The sequence below is a fragment of the Streptomyces sp. NPDC032126 genome, assembly GCF_055580085.1.
In genome coordinates this window covers 467,207-484,940 of the sequence record NZ_JBVIMA010000005.1, presented here as the reverse complement: position 1 = coordinate 484,940, position 17,734 = coordinate 467,207, and the positions used below count along the sequence as shown (strand labels likewise).

General features: G+C 69.9%; 10 protein-coding genes and 1 pseudogene. 9 read left to right on the top strand and 2 right to left on the bottom strand.

Translation table 11 applies throughout. From position 1 onward, the window contains the following. Window positions 1–65 precede the first annotated feature (65 nt). The 7 genes from ACZ5NW_RS21640 to ACZ5NW_RS21610 all read left to right on the top strand — a co-directional run bounded on the left by ACZ5NW_RS21640 (window position 66) and on the right by ACZ5NW_RS21610 (window position 12,689). Complete coding sequence (locus tag ACZ5NW_RS21640; RefSeq protein WP_468745490.1) at window positions 66–1,973, top strand: ABC transporter ATP-binding protein; 1,908 nt, start codon at window positions 66–68, stop codon at window positions 1,971–1,973. 275 nt (window positions 1,974–2,248) lie between these two features. Next, window positions 2,249–3,835, top strand: coding sequence for an arabinofuranosidase catalytic domain-containing protein (locus tag ACZ5NW_RS21635; protein ID WP_468745489.1), 1,587 nt, complete (start codon window positions 2,249–2,251; stop codon window positions 3,833–3,835). Between the two features lie 96 nt (window positions 3,836–3,931). Next, on the top strand, window positions 3,932–5,059 hold the full coding sequence (locus tag ACZ5NW_RS21630) for a ricin-type beta-trefoil lectin domain protein (protein WP_468745488.1): 1,128 nt from the start codon (window positions 3,932–3,934) through the stop codon (window positions 5,057–5,059). 174 nt (window positions 5,060–5,233) lie between these two features. Beyond that, window positions 5,234–6,835, top strand: a complete 1,602-nt coding sequence (locus tag ACZ5NW_RS21625; protein WP_468745645.1) for a glycoside hydrolase family 27 protein — start codon at window positions 5,234–5,236, stop codon at window positions 6,833–6,835. A gap of 41 nt (window positions 6,836–6,876) precedes the next feature. Continuing rightward, window positions 6,877–9,285 (top strand): ricin-type beta-trefoil lectin domain protein, encoded by a 2,409-nt coding sequence (locus ACZ5NW_RS21620; RefSeq protein ID WP_468745487.1) that lies wholly within the window; start codon window positions 6,877–6,879, stop codon window positions 9,283–9,285. A gap of 56 nt (window positions 9,286–9,341) precedes the next feature. Continuing rightward, window positions 9,342–11,324: an alpha-L-fucosidase gene (locus ACZ5NW_RS21615; protein WP_468745486.1), complete on the top strand. Its 1,983-nt coding sequence runs from the start codon at window positions 9,342–9,344 to the stop codon at window positions 11,322–11,324. Window positions 11,325–11,342: 18 nt separating this feature from the next. After that, on the top strand, window positions 11,343–12,689 hold the full coding sequence (locus ACZ5NW_RS21610; protein ID WP_468745485.1) for a ricin-type beta-trefoil lectin domain protein: 1,347 nt from the start codon (window positions 11,343–11,345) through the stop codon (window positions 12,687–12,689). A 65-nt stretch (window positions 12,690–12,754) separates the two neighbouring features. On the opposite strand, the pseudogene ACZ5NW_RS21605 reads toward ACZ5NW_RS21610, so the two are convergent. Next, a pseudogene (locus ACZ5NW_RS21605) lies at window positions 12,755–13,134 on the bottom strand (non-reducing end alpha-L-arabinofuranosidase family hydrolase); the annotation flags it as partial. Between the two features lie 397 nt (window positions 13,135–13,531). On the opposite strand from ACZ5NW_RS21605, the gene ACZ5NW_RS21600 reads away from it, so the two are divergent. Both ACZ5NW_RS21600 and ACZ5NW_RS21595 read left to right on the top strand, forming a co-directional pair. After that, window positions 13,532–14,947, top strand: coding sequence for a DEAD/DEAH box helicase (locus ACZ5NW_RS21600; RefSeq protein WP_468745484.1), 1,416 nt, complete (start codon window positions 13,532–13,534; stop codon window positions 14,945–14,947). A gap of 126 nt (window positions 14,948–15,073) precedes the next feature. Beyond that, entirely contained in the window at window positions 15,074–15,316 is a 243-nt protein-coding gene (locus ACZ5NW_RS21595; protein ID WP_468745483.1) for a DUF5302 domain-containing protein, read from the top strand. A 529-nt stretch (window positions 15,317–15,845) separates the two neighbouring features. Here ACZ5NW_RS21595 and ACZ5NW_RS21590 read toward each other — a convergent pair. After that, window positions 15,846–17,531, bottom strand: coding sequence for a ribonuclease J (locus tag ACZ5NW_RS21590; protein WP_468745482.1), 1,686 nt, complete (start codon window positions 17,529–17,531; stop codon window positions 15,846–15,848). Window positions 17,532–17,734: the final 203 nt, after the last annotated feature.

Genomic DNA, 17,734 nt, shown 5'->3' with positions numbered 1-17,734 from the left:
GGCTTGCGCGCGGACACCGACCGAGCCTTGACCTCAACAAAACCTGAGGTTCTACGGTGAACCCCATGAGCATGGAGACCACCGCCTGGATGCAGCTGCACAGCGTCCTCAACGCCCAGCAGGACCGCCGCCCCTTCGACCGGACGACACTGCGCCGCATCGCCGCGTTCGCCCGCCCGCACCGCCGCCGGATCGCGGTCTTCGTGGTGCTCGGGGTGCTGACGGCACTGCTCGCCGTCGCCACGCCCGTACTCGCCGGGCGGGTCGTCAACGCGATCGTGTCGCACGGCGAGGAGGGGACGGTCGTCGGACTGGCCCTGCTCATCGCCCTCATCGCGGTCCTGGAGGCGGCGCTCGGCATCCTCGCCAGGAGGCTGTCGGCGACGCTCGGCGAGGGACTCATCCTCGATCTGCGGACGGCCGTGTTCGATCATGTGCAGCGCATGCCGGTCGCGTTCTTCACGCGTACCCGTACGGGCGCGCTGGTCTCCCGTCTCAACAACGACGTCATCGGCGCCCAGCGCGCCTTCAGCAACACCCTGTCCGGAGTGGTCAGCAATATCGTCACCCTGTTGCTCACCCTCGCCGTAATGCTCACCCTGTCCTGGCAGGTCACCCTGCTCGCGCTGGCCCTGCTCCCGGTGTTCGTGGTGCCCGCGCGCCGCATGGGCAGCCGGATGGCCCGTATGCAGCGCGAGGCGGCCACCCTCAACGCCGCGATGGGCACCCGGATGACCGAGCGCTTCTCCGCGCCCGGCGCCACCCTCGTCAAACTCTTCGGCCGTCCCGAGGAGGAGTCCGCCGAGTTCGCGGAGCGCGCCGCCCGGGTCCGGGACATCGGCGTGCGCACGGCCACCGCCCAGTCGGTCTTCATCACCTCGCTCACCCTGGTCTCCGCGCTCGCCCTCGCCCTCGTCTACGGCCTCGGCGGCCACCTCGCGCTCCACGGCACCCTCGACCCGGGCGCCGTCGTCGCCCTCGCCCTGCTCCTCACCCGCCTCTACGCACCCCTCACCGCCCTCGCCGGGGCCCGCGTCGAGGTGATGAGCGCCCTGGTCAGCTTCGAGCGCGTCTTCGAGGTGCTCGACCTCAAGCCGCTGATCGAGGAGCGACCGGACGCCGTCGACCTGCCCGACGGCCCGGTGTCCGTCGAGTTCGACGACGTCCGCTTCGCCTACCCGTCCGCCGACAAGGTCTCCCTCGCCTCCCTGGAGGAGGTCGCCGCCCTCGACACCCGGGGCGGCGAGGAGGTCCTGCACGGCATCACCTTCCGCGCCGAACCCGGCCAGACCGTCGCGCTCGTCGGCTCCTCCGGCGCCGGCAAGTCGACCATCGCCCAGCTCCTGCCGCGTCTGTACGACACCGACGCGGGCGCCGTCCGTATCGGCGGCGTCGACGTCCGTGACCTCTCCGCCCGCTCGCTGCGCGCCACCCTGGGCATGGTCACCCAGGACGGCCACCTCTTCCACGACACCGTCCGCGCCAACCTGCTGCTCGCCCGCCCCGACGCCGGCGACGACGACCTGTGGGACGCCCTGCGCCGGGCGCGCCTCGCCGACCTGGTCCGCTCCCTGCCCGACGGCCTCGACACCGTCGTCGGCGAGCGCGGCTACCGCCTCTCCGGCGGTGAACGCCAGCGCATGACCATCGCCCGGCTGCTGCTGGCCCGCCAGCGCGTGGTCATCCTCGACGAGGCGACCGCCCACCTCGACAACACCTCCGAGGCCGCGGTCCAGGAGGCCCTCGCGGAGGCCCTGGCCGGCCGCACCGCGGTGGTCATCGCCCACCGCCTGTCCACGGTGCGGGCCGCCGACCGGATCCTCGTCGTGGAGGCGGGCCGGATCGTCGAGGAGGGCACGCACGAGGAACTGCTGCTCGCCGGCGGTCGCTACGCGGAGCTGCACCGGACGCAGTTCGAGGAGCCGGCGGCGGAGGCGATGGAGATCGCCCCGGCCGGGGAGGCCGTGGCGTAGGACGGACACGGACCCCGAGCGTCGCAGCGCGCCGCTCGGGGCACCGTTGAGCCTCCGTAGAAGCGAATCGGTGGGACGTAAGCGCTTCGACAAATACCCGCACAGTCGGGCCGACAGCGGAAATCGGCTATCGAATCGGTTCCGCGACAAGCTTCGCGGCCTGCGCTCCCAACCCTTGACATCTCTGGGAAACCAGGAGCACCGTCTCCCCGAAACATCCCTTCAATCCCACGACAGGACGACGCGTTCAAGCGCTTCGCCGGTAGGGAGATCAGATGGGAACCACACGCACAGCGCGCCACCCGCTGTCCGGGCGCGGCGGTATCGACCGGTTACGCGCGGCGGTACGACACCTCCGCCGGCCGCACCGCACGCCACCCCCGGCTCATGTCCCCGTGGCAGCCCGCTCCCGGTGGGGGACGTTCGCCCGGGCGGGGGCCGCGGCCGCGCTCGTCGCCGGAACCCTGGCCGGCGCGACCGCCACGGCCGGCCCGGCCCGGGCCGCCACCTCCGGGCCCTGCGACCTCTACGCGGCGGGCAATACGCCCTGCGTGGCGGCCCACAGCACCACGCGCGCGCTCTACGCCTCGTACAACGGCCCGCTCTATCAGGTCCGGCGCGCCTCGGACAACACCACCCGGAACATCGGCGTCCTGGAGGCGGGCGGGTACGCCGACGCCGCCGCCCAGGACGCGTTCTGCTCGGGGACGACCTGTCTGATCACGATCATCTACGACCAGTCGGGGCGCGGGAACAACCTCACCCAGGCACCCGGCGGCGGTGCCGCGGGCGGCCCCGACAATCTCGCGAACGCGACCGCCGCGCCCACGACGGTGGCCGGTCACAAGGCCTACGGCGTCTTCGTGGCACCCGGCACCGGCTACCGCAACGACCACACCAACGGCATCGCGACCGGCGACAACCCCGAAGGCATGTACGCCATCTTCGACGGCACGCACTACAACGGCGGCTGTTGCTTCGACTACGGCAACGCCGAGACCGACAACAACGACGACGGCAACGGCACCATGGAGGCCATCTACTTCGGCAACATCAAGGTCTGGGGCTACGGCAGCGGCAACGGCCCGTGGATCATGGCCGACCTGGAGAACGGCCTGTTCTCCGGGGTGAATCAGCACTACAACGCGAACGACCCGACCATCAACTACCGCTACACGACCGCCATCGTCAAGGGCGGCCCGAACCACTGGGCGATCCGCGGCGGCAACGCGCAGTCGGGCGGCCTGTCCACGTTCTACGACGGCGTGCGCCCCAACGTCGCGGGCTACAACCCGATGCGCAAGCAGGGAGCGATCATCCTGGGCATCGGCGGCGACAACAGCAAGGGCGCCCAAGGGACCTTCTACGAAGGCGTGATGACCTCGGGCTATCCGTCGGACGCCACCGAGAACGCGGTGCAGGCCAACATCACCGCGGCCGGATACAGCAGTTCCTCCGGCGGAACCGGCACCGGCGCGCTGCACGCGGTGGGCGCGGGCAAGTGCCTGGACGTGCCGAACTCGTCCACCACGCCCGGTGCGCAGGTGCAGATCTGGGACTGCAGCGGCGGCGCCAACCAGACCTGGACCCGCACGTCCGCCGACCAGCTGACCGTATACAGCGGCAGCAGCCAGATGTGCCTGGACGCGTACAACAACCAGACGTCCGCCGGGACCAAGGTGGTGACCTGGACCTGCAACGGCGGCGCCAATCAGCAATGGAGAGTCAACTCCGACGGCACGGTCACCGGCACCCAGTCCGGGCTGTGCCTCGACGTCACCGGCGCCTCCACGGCCAACGGCGCACTGGCGGAACTCTGGCCGTGCAACGGCGGATCCAACCAGCAGTGGCGCCTCGGCTGACCTCTTCTGATTGGCAGGTGCATGATCAGTTGTGCCCGGGCTGACGCGTGCGCTCGCTCCCTCCCCCCACCTGTCCCGCACCCGTGAGGAACGCTCATGAAGACGTGCTCGGCACTCCTGACCGCGGCGCTGGCCGCCGCGCTCGGCGTCTGCACCGCCTCCCCCGCGCCGGCCGCGACCGGCGACGGGCCGACGCCCGTCGCCGCATCGGCCGCCGCGCCCGCCGCCCTGCGGCTGATGCCCTTGGGCGACTCGATCACCTGGGGCGTCGGAAGCCCGTCCGGGAACAGCTACCGGGACTTTCTGCGGGGCCGGCTCACGGCGGAGGGGCACGCGGTGGACTTCGTCGGCTCGGGCCGCAACGGCACCATGGCCGACCCGGACAACGAGGGCCACTCCGGCTGGCGGATCGACCAGATCGACGGTATCGCGGACTCCGTGCTCGGCCGTTACCGCCCGAACGTGATCACCCTGGAGATCGGCACCAACGACCTGAACGGCAACTACCAGATCCCGACCGCACCCGACCGGATGCGCGCCCTCATCGACCGGATCACCCGCGACGCGCCCGACGCGACCGTACTCGTCGGCACCGTCATCGTCTCCACCAGTGCCACCGAGGAGGCCAACCGAGCCGCTTTCAACGCCACGCTGCCCGGAATCGTCCAGGCCCAGCAGAACGCCGGAAAGCACGTACGCCTGGTGGACATGAGCGCGCTGACCGGCGCGGACCTGTCCGACGCCCTGCACCCCAACGACAACGGCTTCCGCAAGATGGCCGACGCCTTCAACACGGCGGTGCAGGCGGCGGACGCGGCGGGCTGGATCAAGCCGCCGGTTTCGACGGGCGGACAGGTGCGCTCCGGAATCGCCGGCAAGTGCCTGGCCGTGAGCGGGGGAAGCGGCGCCGACGGCACCGCCGCGGCCATCGCGACGTGCGACGGCTCCGCCGCCCAGCAGTGGACCGCGCCGTCCGACGGCACCCTGAGGGCGCTCGGCAAATGCCTCGACGCCACCGGTCGCGGCACCGCCAACGGCACCAAGATCGTGATCTGGGACTGCAACGGCGGCAGCAACCAGCAATGGCAGGCGTACAACGGCGGTTACCGCAACCCCGTCTCCGGCCGCTGCCTCGACGACCCCGGCTCGTCCACCACCGACGGAACACAACTCGTGCTGTGGGACTGCCACGGCGGCGCCAACCAGCAGTGGAACCTCGGATGAGACCACCGACGCCCGCCGCCCGCTGATCCCCTGACGAACACCCGCGCCCGGCACGGCGGCCATGGCCGGACGCGGGGTCCCGCCACGCGGTCGAACTCAGCCGTCAGCCCCCCAACCCCGCCCAGGAGTCGATGACTTATGCCCACGATCACTGTCACAGCCGTGCGCTTACGGATGCCGGCCGTGCGCAGAGCCCTGGCGCTCGCCTTCTCCGCCCTGCTGCTCGCGGTGGCCGCCCCCCTCATCTCCCTCGGCGCGGCGCAACCCGCCGCCGCGCTCGGCAACGGACTCGCCCTGACCCCGCAGATGGGCTTCAACGACTGGAACGCCTACGGCTGCAACGTCTCCGAGTCCCTGATCAAGTCCACCGCCCAGGCGATGCACACCAACGGCATGCAGGCGGCGGGCTATTCCTACGTCAACATCGACGACTGCTGGATGACGCACAACCGCGACTCCGCCGGCCGACTGGTGCCGGACCCGGCCAAGTTCCCCGACGGCATCAAGGGCACCGCCGACTACGTGCACTCGCTGGGCCTCAAGCTCGGGATCTACGAGGACGCGGGCACCGCCACCTGCGCGGGATACCCCGGCAGCCTCGGGCACGAGACCACGGACGCACAGTCCTTCGCCGCGTGGGGCGTGGACTACCTGAAGTACGACAACTGCAACAACACCGGCGCCCCGGCGCGCACCCGGTACACCGCGATGCGGGACGCCCTGGCCGCCACCGGCCGGCCGATCCTGTTCAGCCTGTGCAACTGGGGCCAGGAGAACGTGTGGACCTGGGGCGCGGACGTCGGCAACAGCTGGCGTACGACCGGGGACATCAGCCCCACCTACTCCAGCATGCTGTCCATCTTCCACAGCAACGTCGGCCTCGCCTCGTACGCCGGACCCGGCCACTGGAACGACCCCGACATGCTGGAGATCGGCAACGGCTCGCTGACAGCCACCGAGAACCGCACCGAGTTCAGCCTCTGGGCGCAGATGGCCGCGCCGCTCATCGCGGGCACCGACATCCCCCACGCCAGTGCGGACACCCTGTCCATGCTGACCAACTCCCGGGTGATCGCGGTCGACCAGGACCCGCTCGGCAAGCAGGGCACCATGGTCTCCTCCTCGAACGGCCTGGACGTCCTGGCCAAGCCGCTGGCCAACGGGGACGTCTCGGTCGTCCTCTTCAACGAGACGGGCTCCACGGCGACCATCAGCACCACCGCCGGCGCCATCGGGAAGACCGGGGCGTCCAGCTACACCCTCACCGACCTGTGGTCGGGCGCCACCTCGACCACCACCGGCACCATCAGCGCCTCGGTACCGGCGCACGGCACGGTGATGTACCGGGTCGCGGGCGGCACGGGCGGCGGTTCCACGACCGTGACCGGCCCCCTGCACGCCGTCGGGTCGGGCAAGTGCCTGGACGTACCGAACTCGACGACGACCGCGGGCACCCAGGTCGTGATCTGGACCTGCCACGGCAGCGCCAACCAGACCTGGACGCACACCACGACCGACCAGCTCACCGTGTACTCCGGCAGCGACCGGCAGTGCCTGGACGCGTACGACAACCAGACGACACCGGGGACGAAGGTGGAGATCTGGGCGTGCAACGGCCAGCGGAACCAGCAGTGGTCGCTGCAGGCCGACGGCACGGTCACCGGCGTCCAGTCCGGCCTGTGCCTGGGCGTCAAGGGAGGGGCCACGGCTGACGGGGCCCTCGTCGAGCTGCAGACCTGCAACGGCGCGGCCGGCCAGCGATGGACGCTGGGATGACGGCCGCGGGCACACCGGCGTTCGCCGGAAGGGAATCCACCATGTCGGCATTCGGACGGCTGCTGCGGCGCCTGCGCGCCTCGACGGCCGTGCTCGCGGGCCTCGCCCTGGCCGTCGGCGGCCTCCTGGGCACGGCCGCCGCCCCGGCTCAGGCCGCCACCTCCATCAGCATCAACGGCGCCTCCGGCGGCCGGACTTTCGACGGCGTCGGCGCGATCAGCGGCGGAGGCGGCAACAGCAGACTCCTGATCGACTACCCCGACCCGCAACGCGGCCAGATCCTCGACTACCTCTTCCGGCCCGGCTACGGAGCCTCCCTCCAGATCCTCAAGGCCGAGATCGGCGGAGACACCAACTCCACCTCCGGTGCCGAGCCGAGCCACCAGCACACCCGCTCCGACCTGAACTGCGGCCGGGGCTACGAATGGTGGCTGATGGAGCAGGCCAAGGCACGCAACCCGGACATCAAGCTGTACGGGCTCGCCTGGGGCGCCCCGGGCTGGATCGGCAACGGGAACTTCTGGTCCACCGACACGGTCAACTACCTGGTCTCCTGGCTGGGTTGCGCCAAGCAGCACGGGCTGAGCATCGACTACCTCGGCGGGTGGAACGAGCGCGGCTACAACGTCTCCTGGTACCAGCAGCTGCGCGGCGCGCTCAACAGCAACGGCTACGGCAACGTCAAGATCGTCGCGGCCGACTCGGACTGGGGAGTGGCCAACGACATCAACTCCAACCCGTCGTTCGCCTCCGCGGTGAGCGCCATCGGCACGCACTATCCCTGCGGCTACCGGTCCTCCCAGTCCACCTGCACGGTGCCGGCGGCCGCCCTGAACTCCGGCAAGCCCCTGTGGGCGAGCGAGAACGGCTCGGACGACTACAACGGGGGAGCGCAGGCCGTGGCCCGCGGCATCAACCGCGGATACATCGACGGACGGATGACCGCCTACCTCAACTGGCCGGTGGTCGCCGCCCTCACCCCCAACCTGCCGTACCCCACGATGGGTCTCGCCCTGGCCTCGCAGCCGTGGTCCGGCGCCTACTCGGTCGGCAAGAACACCTGGGTGATGGCGCACACCAGCCAGTTCACCGCCCCGGGGTGGCACTACCTCGACTCCTCCAGCGGCTACATCGGCGGCAACCGCAACAACGGAAGCTATGTCTCGCTGAAGTCCACGAACAACTCCGACTACTCCACGGTCATCGAGACCATGGACGCCGGCGGAGCCCAGACGCTGGACTTCAACGTCACCGGCGGGCTGTCCACCGGGACCGTCCACGTCTGGTCCACCGACGTCAGGTCCAACAACCCGGCCGACCACTTCGTGCACACCAGCGACATCGCCCCGTCCGGCGGCACCTTCAGCCTGACCGTGCAGCCCGGCCGCGTGTACACCCTGACCACCACGACCGGACAGGGCAAGGGCACCGCCACCGGCCCGGCCAAGAGCGCGATGAAGCTGCCGTACAGCGACTCCTTCGACGCCAACGCGGCCGGTACCGAGGCGAAATACCTCATGGACTGGCAGGGCGCCTTCGAGACGGTGGGCTGCGGCGGCGGCCGTAGCGGAAAGTGCGTGCGCCAGATGAGCCCGCAGAAGCCGATCACCTGGGACACGCTGACCGATCCGCACGCCCTGCTCGGTGACGTGGGCTGGGGCAACTACACGGTCTCGTCGGACGTGCTGCTCGAACAGCCCGGATACGTCGAACTGATCGGCCGCGCGGGCGGGCACGACTACGACCGTACCGGAGGGCAGAACGCCTACCGTCTGCGGGTGAGCGACACCGGGGCCTGGTCGATCCTCAACTCGAACACCAACGGCACCGTCTCCACCCTGGCCCGTGGCACGACCGCCGCGCTGGGCACCAACCGGTGGCACACCCTCGGCCTCACCTTCTCCGGCACCACGATCACCGCGGTCGTCGACGGCGCCACGGTCGGTTCCACGAACGACAGCACCTGGGCGACCGGGCAGATCGGCTACGGGACCAGCCAGGGCGAGACCGCTCAGTTCGACAACCTGTCCATCACCCCCGGCAGCGGCGGCAGCGACGGCGGGACGACCGGCGCGATCGTCGGGGCCGCCTCCGGCCGGTGCGTGGACGTGCCGAACCAGTCGCACACCGCCGGCACCCAGGTGGCGCTGTGGGACTGCAACGGCGGCAGCAACCAGCAGTGGACGAACACCTCGGCCGGTGAGCTGCGGGTCTACGGCAGTGACTGCCTGGACGCGGCCGGCCAGGGCACCAGCCCCGGCACCAAGGTGGACATCTGGGACTGCACCGGCGGCGGCAACCAGAAGTGGACGCTCCACGCCGACGGCACCATCACCGGGGTCCAGTCCGGCCTGTGCCTGGACGCCACCGGCGCGGGAACGGCCAACGGCACCCTGCTGCAGCTGTGGACCTGCAACGGCAGCGGCAACCAGAAGTGGACGCGCGACTGAGCCCTGACCGGTGGGCGGACTTCCCGAGCCTCCCCGACCCCTCTGAAAGGCCCCGCATGACTTCCTTCCCCCTGCCGCTCAGCCGGCGCCGACTGCTGGCGGCGGCCGGTGCGTCGGCGGCCGCCGGCCTGCTGCGGTTCGCGCCCGAGGCCGCCGCGACCGATGGTCCTTCGAGCTACACCGCGAGCTGGACCTCCGTGGACCAGCACCCGCCGGCCCCGGCCTGGTTCAAGGACGCCAAGTTCGGCATCTACTACCACTGGGGCGCGTTCAGCGTCCCCGCGTTCGGCAACGAGTGGTATCCGCGCAACATGTACGTCGGCGGTTCGGCCGAGAACAACCATCACAAGGCCACCTACGGCGACCCCTCGGCCTGGCCGTACCACAACTTCATCGACGGCGCCCGCGACAAGGCCGGCACCTTCGTGCAGTTCGCGCCGAAACTCGCCTCCCAGGGCGGCAAGTTCGACCCGGACGCCTGGGCGCGGCTGTTCAAGGCCGCGGGCGCCAGGTTCGCCGGACCGGTCGCCGAGCACCACGACGGCTTCTCCATGTGGAACAGCCGCGCCAACCCGTGGAACTCGGTCCAGCACGGCCCCCGACTCGACCTCGTGGGCTTGCACGCGCAGGCCATCCGCGGGCAGGGGCTGAAGTTCATGGCCTCGCTGCACCACGCCTACCACTTCAACGGCTTCTACGACCAGGTGCCGTCCCAGTCGGACCCGGCCTTGCGCATCCTCTACGGCCAGCAGGGCTCGGCAGCGGAGAACAAGCTCTGGTACGACAAGCTCGTCGAGGTCATCGACGGCTACCAACCGGACCTGGTCTGGCAGGACTTCGACCTGAACCTGGTGCAGGAGTCGTACCGGCTGCAGTTCCTCGCCCACTACTACAACCAGGCCGTCGCCTGGAACAAGGACGTGGTCGCGACCTACAAGGACGGGCTCGACAACAAGGGCGAGGTCTTCGACTTCGAGCGCGGCGGTCCGGCGGGACTGCTCACCCCGTACTGGCTGACCGACGACAGCATCTCCTCCTCCAGCTGGTGCTACACGGTCGGCATCGGCTACTACACGACGCAGGCACTGCTGCACTCGCTGATCGACCGGGTCAGCAAGGGCGGCAACATGCTGCTGAACATCGCCCCGATGGCCGACGGCACCATCCCCGCCGGACAACAGACGATCCTGCTGGAGATGGGGGACTGGCTCGGCCGCTTCGGAGAGGCGATCTACGGCACCCGCTCCTGGACCAGTTACGGCGAGGGCCCCACCAAGATGGGCGGGGGCTCCTTCAGCGGCCCGGTGGCGGGCAAACCACAGGACGTCCGGTTCACCCGCAGCCAGGACAACATGGTTCTCTACGCCACCGCGCTGGGATGGCAGGGCGCGACCCTGACCATCACCACACTGAACTCGAACCAGATCAACCTCAGCAGCCTGACCGGCGCCCAACTGCTCGACAACACCGCCGGCCGGTACATCAACCTGCCCGCCCCGACGCAGGACGCCTCCGGCCTGCACCTGACCATGCCCACGTCCAATCCGCCGTTCAGCGCCCTGGCGTACACGGTCAAGCTCACCTTCTCCGGCGAGATTCCCGTCCTCGGCGCACCGGGCGGCTCCACGACCTGGGTGAAGATCGCCAACGCGACCAGCGGACTGGTGCTCGACGGCGGCGGCAACGTCGCCTCCGGCTCCAACCTCAAGCAGTGGAACTACGACGGCAGCACCAATCTGCAGTGGCAGCTGATCGACCTCGGCAACGGCTACTACCGCCTCATGAACCGCACCAACGGCATGGCGGCCGACAGCTGGGGCAACTCCGCCAACGGCGCTCCCGCCCGGCAGACGGCGTGGAACGGCGGCAACAACCAGCAGTGGTCGCTGGTCAACCTCGGGGGTGGCCGCTACCAGATCGTCAACCGTGGCACCGGCACCGCGCTCGACGGCGCCGGCAGCACCACGGTGGGCTCGACCGCGGTGCTGTGGACGCCCAACTCCAGCACCAACAACGCGTGGACCATCACCGGCGTGTGAACACGGAAGAAGGTGTACATGAAACGCATACCACTCTTAACCGCCATCGCGGCTGCGCTCCTCCTGGTGCTGTCGGCCGCGGGCACATCGTTCGGCAGAGGCCTTGAAGCGCCCGCACCGGCCAGGACCGCCGCCACCGCAGCAGCCCTCCAGGCGTCCGCCGGATGCGGAAAGGCCCCGACGCTGACGAGCGGCACCCACACGATCCAGGCCGGCGGCCTGAACCGCAGCTACATCCTGCGGGTCCCGGCCGGGTACGACAGCAATCACCCGTACCGGCTGATCTTCGGCTTCCACTGGCGGGGCGGCACGGCGAACGACGTCGACTCGGGCGGAACGGACGGCTACAACTGGTCCTACTACGGCCTCAGGCGCCTGGCGGACAGCGCGAACAACGGCACGATCTTCGTGGCCCCGCAGGGCATCGACAACGGCTGGGCCAACTCCGGCGGCCGGGACCTGGCGCTCGTGGACGCCCTGGTCAGCCAGCTCGAATCGGGCCTGTGCGTCGACACCACCCAGCTGTTCGCCGGCGGCTTCAGCTACGGCGGCGGGATGTCCTACGCCCTCGCCTGCTCCCGGGCGACGGTCTTCCGCGCGGTCGCGGTCTACTCCGGTGCGAACCTCAGCGGGTGCAACGGCGGCAGCCAGCCCATCGCCTACATGGGCCTGCACGGCCTCAGGGACAACGTGCTGCCCATCTCGTTGGGACGGGAGCTGCGCGACACCTTCGTCCGGGCGAACGGCTGCACCCCGCAGAACCCGCCCGAGCCGGCCAACGGAAGCCTGACGCACATCATCACCGCCTACTCCGGATGCAAGTCCGGATACCCCGTCGTCTGGGCCGCGTTCGACGGAGCGGGGCACGACCCCGGACCGATCGACGGCTCGACCGGAGACGGCTGGCGCACCTGGACGTCGGCGGCGGTGTGGCAGTTCTTCACACAGTTCGGCTCGAATCAGCCACCGCCGCCCTCCGGCAGCCCGCAGATCGTCGGCCAGCAGTCCGGACGCTGCCTCGACATCCCCAACCTCGCGACGACCAACGGCACGCAGGCCCAACTGTGGGACTGCAACGGCGGATCCAACCAGCGGTGGACCTACACCACGGCAAAGCAGCTGGTCGTCTACGGCACCAAGTGCCTGGGCATCGGCCAGTCCCCGGGCAACGGCACCCCCGCGGCGATCGGGGACTGCGGCGGACAGGCGGACCAGCAATGGAACGTCAACGCCGACGGCACCATCACCGCCGTACAGTCGGGGCTCTGCCTGGACGCCAGCGGTCAGGGGACCGCGAACGGCACGAAGATCCAGGTGTGGAGCTGCTCGGGCGGTGCGAACCAGCGCTGGTCCCTGCGGAACTGACCTGACGAAGGGGCCGGACCGGCACGCGGTGCCGGCCCGGCCCCTTCCTGTGGGAGATGTTCCGGTCAGCGCTGCAGGGTGAGGACGCCCGGCCGCCACGGCAGTTGGTCGTAAGGACCGCTCGCGGAGGGGGACTTGCCCTGGTAGAGGAGTTGCAGGTTGCAGGGGTCGATGGTCTTGGTCTGGTCGGGGTTGGTGCGGACCAGGTCGCCGTGGCTGATGTCGTTGGTCCAGGTGGCGCCGCTGTTGGCCTTGCCGGCGAAGGGGTTGGACTCGGTGGCGGCCTGCGGCGTCCACGGACCGTTCAGGCTGGAGGCGGTGAACGAGCGGAAGAAACGCTGCTCACTGGCACCCCGCGCCTCGACGACTTGACCGTGTCGCTCATGACGGTCGTGTACGACGAGCCGAAGCTGCCCGGGAAGTTCCCGATCGGCATGGTCGCGCGTTTAGGTGTTTCTGCAGGTCAGGGCCCAGATCGCGGCCTCCGGCTCAGCAAAAGGTCAGCATCGGGGCGGACGGTGTCCGCTTGCTGACCTGCGCCGGGGCATTAAGCCTTCCGTGCCGCCCATCGCCGTGCTCGGAAGGCTTAATGCGTGGCTCGACAGCTTGCCCGTGGGGCGGGGCCGTCCTTCAAGGGGAACGGTTGTTCCATGCCGACCCGCTGCCGGCACCCGTACACAGGGGCGATCGGTATCAGCGGCGCGAGGTTATGCCATGTGTTAGTCTGACGCGTTTGCGTGGTCGTCGCGGTGGGCGATTCTGCCTGTTCCGTTCGGCTTGTGCGTGGGCTGTTCAAACCTGCCGGGCCTTCCTCGGTACGTTCCCCTCGCGGAAGGCTGTTTATGAAGCATCCCAATGACTCCGGCATCGCGCACGGCAGTCCCGCCCAGCCTGAGGCAGCGACCCCGGCGTCGCCCCCGGCCGTCACCTTCGCCGGTCTGGAACTGCCGACGGAGGTGCTGCGGACACTGAGTGAATTCGGGGTGCGCGAACCCTTTCCGATCCAGGCCGCCACACTGCCCGATGCCCTGGAGGGGCGCGACATCCTGGGACGCGGGCGCACCGGATCAGGCAAGACGCTCGCCTTCGGCCTGCCGCTGCTGACACGTACTGCCGGGCGGCGCGCTGAGCCGAAGCAGCCCCTCGCTCTGATCCTTGTGCCCACCCGGGAGCTGGCCCAACAGGTCACCCAGGCGCTGGCGCCGTACGCCGAGGCACTGCGGCTGAGGATCGCCACGGTCGTCGGCGGAACGTCGATGGGCCGGCAGGTCGCCGCGCTGCGCCAGGGAGTCGAGGTGGTCGTCGCCACCCCCGGACGCCTGCACGACCTGATCGAGCGCAACGCCTGCCGCCTGGGTCGGGTGAGAATCACCGTGCTGGACGAGGCCGACCAGATGTGCGACTTGGGATTCCTGCCGCAGGTTGCCGACGTGCTCGACCAGGTGCACCCCGACGGTCAGCGGATGCTTTTCTCGGCCACTCTCGATCGCGACGTCGATCAACTGGTCCACCGCTACCTCCACGACCCCATCGTCCACTCGGTCGACCCGGCCGCGGGCACAGTCACGACGATGGAGCACCACGTTCTGGTCGTCCACGGCCCTGACCGCTACGCCGTCATCACGGAAATCGCCGCCCGCGACGGCCGCGTACTGCTCTTCCTCGACACCAAGCACGCCGTCGACCAGCTCACCCGGCATCTGCGGGCCAGCGGGGTGCACGCCGGGGCCCTGCACAGCGGCAAGTCCCAGCCACAGCGCACACGGACCCTGGCGCAGTTCAAGAACAGCCAGATCACCGTTCTGGTGGCGACCAATGTCGCGGCCCGTGGCCTGCACGTCGACGACCTCGATCTCGTGGTCAACGTCGACCCTCCCACCGATGCCAAGGACTATGTGCACCGGGCGGGCCGCACCGCCCGCGCCGGTGAGTCCGGCAGCGTGGTCACGCTCGTGCTGGCGGGCCAGCGCCGCGAGACGAGCCGCATGATGGCCGAGGCCGGCATCGAGCCGACCGTCACCAAGGTGCGCTCTGGCGAGGCGGAGCTGAGCCGGATCACCGGCGCCAAGGCTCCCTCCGGGATCCCGCTCGACGGCGAGCCCGCCGTCCCCCGACCCAAGAACACCAACGCTCCGTTCCGCGGCCTCGGCACCAGCAAGGGCGTCTCCCGCAGCGTCGGCGGCAAGTCCCGAAAGGTCGGCGAGGCCCGCAAGCTCGCCGAGGCCCGCAGGGCCGCCCAGGTGCGTCGCAACGGCTGAGAGCCGTTGCCCTGGCAGCCTGTGTGCCTCACCTGCGAAGGCAACGCCTTTGATGTTGCCGGCGCCTCGCACTGCGCCCGGCATGACAAGCTGTGCTTGCCCACCCCCCGAACCCAGGAGGTCACCATGACCGCAGAGCCCGCATCTACGGAAGGTTCGGAGCCGGCTGCCCCCGAGACGTCCCCTCTGGAGCCGGACAGCGACGGCAACTACGACCTCAAGCGCAAGTTCCGCGAAGCCCTGGCACGCAAGCGCGGGGCGCAGGCGGATACCGCTGATGTTGCCGCCAAGTCCGAGGCGTCGAAAGTGCGTTCGGCGCACGGCCCGAGTGCGAGCCAGCGGTCGTTCAGGCGCAAGAGCGGCGGCTGAGTCGATGAGTCCCGCGCTCTAACCGCTTCACCGGCACTCGCGCTATTCACCCGCGCGTCCCGTGCAGTGGCCCGCGACGTGCGCATGCCCGTGCGCGCGTCGCGGGCGGGGCGTAGCCGGGGACTCGCCTGGGGAATGGCCCAGATGCGGTTGGCTCGGGTCGATGGCGCCGTCGAACTGGAATTCCGGGATGAGGGCGCTGCCTTGTCCGAGGGACACGGCGGGCGTTCCGGCAGCGGTCGCCTTCGTGCCCAGCCACGATGTGCAGGTGCCGGCCTGCCCCGAGCGTACCGCCCCCATGTCCCCCTGCCTCCCGCGGCTTCGGCCGCGAGTTTGCGCAGGCGGCCGTGGAGCGCGACGACAGGGCCGTCGCCCGCAGCACCGACTCCCTCGCGGACCTGCCGGCCGCCCACGGCGAGGCGATCCGCCGCGTTGAGCCCGGCGGCCTCGCCACCCCGTCCGGGCGTGCCCGACCTCGATGCTTGCGGAGCCGTCACCAAAACCGCGGGCCGTGCTGCCGGCCCGCGGCTCAGGCGTCGATGATGACGGGGATGATGAGCGGCTTGCGACGGTGGGTGCGGAACGCCCAGTTCGCCACGGCGCGGGCGAGGAGCTGTTCGAGTTGGCGCGCGTCCCCGACACCTTCCTCGGCCGCGGTGGCCAGGGTCTTCTCGATGACGGGGATGACCGGCTCGAAGGTGGTGTCGTCGTGGACGAAGCCGCGGGCCAGGAAGTCGGGGGCCTCGGCGAGGGCGCCGGTGTCCGCGTCGACGATCGCCACCACCGTGACCACGCCTTCGGCGGCGAGGGTGAGTCGGTCCTTGAGGGACGCTTCGGTGGCGCCGCCGACTTCCATGCCGTCCACGTAGACGTTGCCGGCGGGGACCTTGCCGGTGATGGACGCGCGCCCGTCGACCAGGTCGACGACGACGCCGTCCTCGGCGATCACGACCCGTTCAGAGTCGACACCGGTACGGATGGCGAGGTCGGCGTTGGCCCGCAGGTGGCGCCATTCCCCGTGCACAGGCATGACGTTGCGGGGTTTGACGATGTTGTAGCAGTAGACGAGTTCGCCGGCGCTGGCGTGCCCGGAGACGTGCACCTTGGCGTTGCCCTTGTGGACCACATGGGCGCCCCACCGGGTGAGTCCGTTGATCACCCGGTAGATGGCGTTCTCGTTGCCGGGGATCAGGGAACTGGCGAGCAGGACGGTGTCGCCCTTGCCGATGCGGATCACGTGGTCGCGGTTGGCCATCCGCGACAGCGCGGCCATCGGTTCGCCCTGGGAGCCGGTGCACACCAGAGTGATCTTGTGGTCCGGGAGCTTCTCCAGCTCCTTCGTGCTCACGACCAGACCGGAGGGGACCTTCAGATAGCCCAGGTCACGGGCGATGCCCATGTTGCGGACCATGGAGCGGCCGACGAAGGCGACTTTGCGGCCGTGCTGGTGGGCGGCGTCCAGGACCTGCTGGATGCGGTGCACATGGCTGGCGAAGCTGGAGACGATGACCCGGCGCGGGGCGGTGCGCATCACCTGCTCGATCGCCGGGTTCAGCTCTCGCTCGGAGGTGGTGAAGCCGGGTACTTCGGCGTTGGTGGAGTCGGTGAGAAACAGGTCCACGCCCTCCTCGCCGAGGCGGGCGAAGGCGCGCAGATCGGTGATGCGGTCGTCGAGAGGGAACTGGTCCATCTTGAAGTCGCCGGTGTGCAGCACCATCCCGGCCCGGGTGCGGATCGCGACCGCGAGGCTGTCGGGGATGGAGTGGTTGACCGCCACGAACTCGCAGTCGAAGGGCCCGAAGCCGCGCCGGTCGCCCTCCCGCACCCGCACTGTGCGCGGCCGGATGCCGTGTTCCTTGAGCTTGGCCTCCAGGAACGCCAGCGTCAGCTTGGAGCCGACAAGGGGAATGTCGGACCGCTCGCGCAGCAGGTACGGCACGCCGCCGATGTGGTCCTCGTGGCCGTGGGTGAGTACCACGGCCACGATGTCGTCCAGCCGGTCCCGGATCGAGGTGAAGTCCGGCAGGATCACGTCCACGCCGGGCTGGGTCTCCTCGGGGAACAGCACGCCGCAGTCGACGATGAGCAACTTGCCCGCGTGCTCGAAGACGGTCATGTTGCGGCCGATCTCACCCAGGCCGCCCAGGGCGATGACCCGCAACCCTCCTTCGGGAAGGGGCGGGGCGGCTTTCAACTCGGGGTGCGGATGACTCATACCCTGACGGTACCCGGAGAGTGGGACAGGGAGATCCATTGCCTGTGCGATCTCCTTTTCCCGACGGAGCGGGGCAGCCGCAGCGTGCCTCGGCACGATCGGATCACGCCGGCGACCGGGGACAGGGAGCGGTGTTTTCCGGCGTCCGCTGCCTCCCGGCGGGCCTCGGCACTGGTCACTCGCAGTAGTCGAGACTCGGGTGT

What these genes read in the sequence shown, in the direction of transcription:
- ACZ5NW_RS21640 (WP_468745490.1), top strand. Translation starts at nt 66, where the DNA reads ATGAGCATGGAGACCACCGCCTGGATGCAGCTGCACAGCGTCCTCAAC.
- ACZ5NW_RS21620 (WP_468745487.1), top strand. Translation starts at nt 6,877, where the DNA reads ATGTCGGCATTCGGACGGCTGCTGCGGCGCCTGCGCGCCTCGACGGCC.
- ACZ5NW_RS21600 (WP_468745484.1), top strand. Translation starts at nt 13,532, where the DNA reads ATGAAGCATCCCAATGACTCCGGCATCGCGCACGGCAGTCCCGCCCAG.
- ACZ5NW_RS21610 (WP_468745485.1), top strand. Translation starts at nt 11,343, where the DNA reads ATGAAACGCATACCACTCTTAACCGCCATCGCGGCTGCGCTCCTCCTG.
- ACZ5NW_RS21615 (WP_468745486.1), top strand. Translation starts at nt 9,342, where the DNA reads ATGACTTCCTTCCCCCTGCCGCTCAGCCGGCGCCGACTGCTGGCGGCG.
- ACZ5NW_RS21625 (WP_468745645.1), top strand. Translation starts at nt 5,234, where the DNA reads ATGCCGGCCGTGCGCAGAGCCCTGGCGCTCGCCTTCTCCGCCCTGCTG.
- ACZ5NW_RS21635 (WP_468745489.1), top strand. Translation starts at nt 2,249, where the DNA reads ATGGGAACCACACGCACAGCGCGCCACCCGCTGTCCGGGCGCGGCGGT.
- ACZ5NW_RS21595 (WP_468745483.1), top strand. Translation starts at nt 15,074, where the DNA reads ATGACCGCAGAGCCCGCATCTACGGAAGGTTCGGAGCCGGCTGCCCCC.
- ACZ5NW_RS21590 (WP_468745482.1), bottom strand. Translation starts at nt 17,531, where the DNA reads ATGAGTCATCCGCACCCCGAGTTGAAAGCCGCCCCGCCCCTTCCCGAA.
- ACZ5NW_RS21630 (WP_468745488.1), top strand. Translation starts at nt 3,932, where the DNA reads ATGAAGACGTGCTCGGCACTCCTGACCGCGGCGCTGGCCGCCGCGCTC.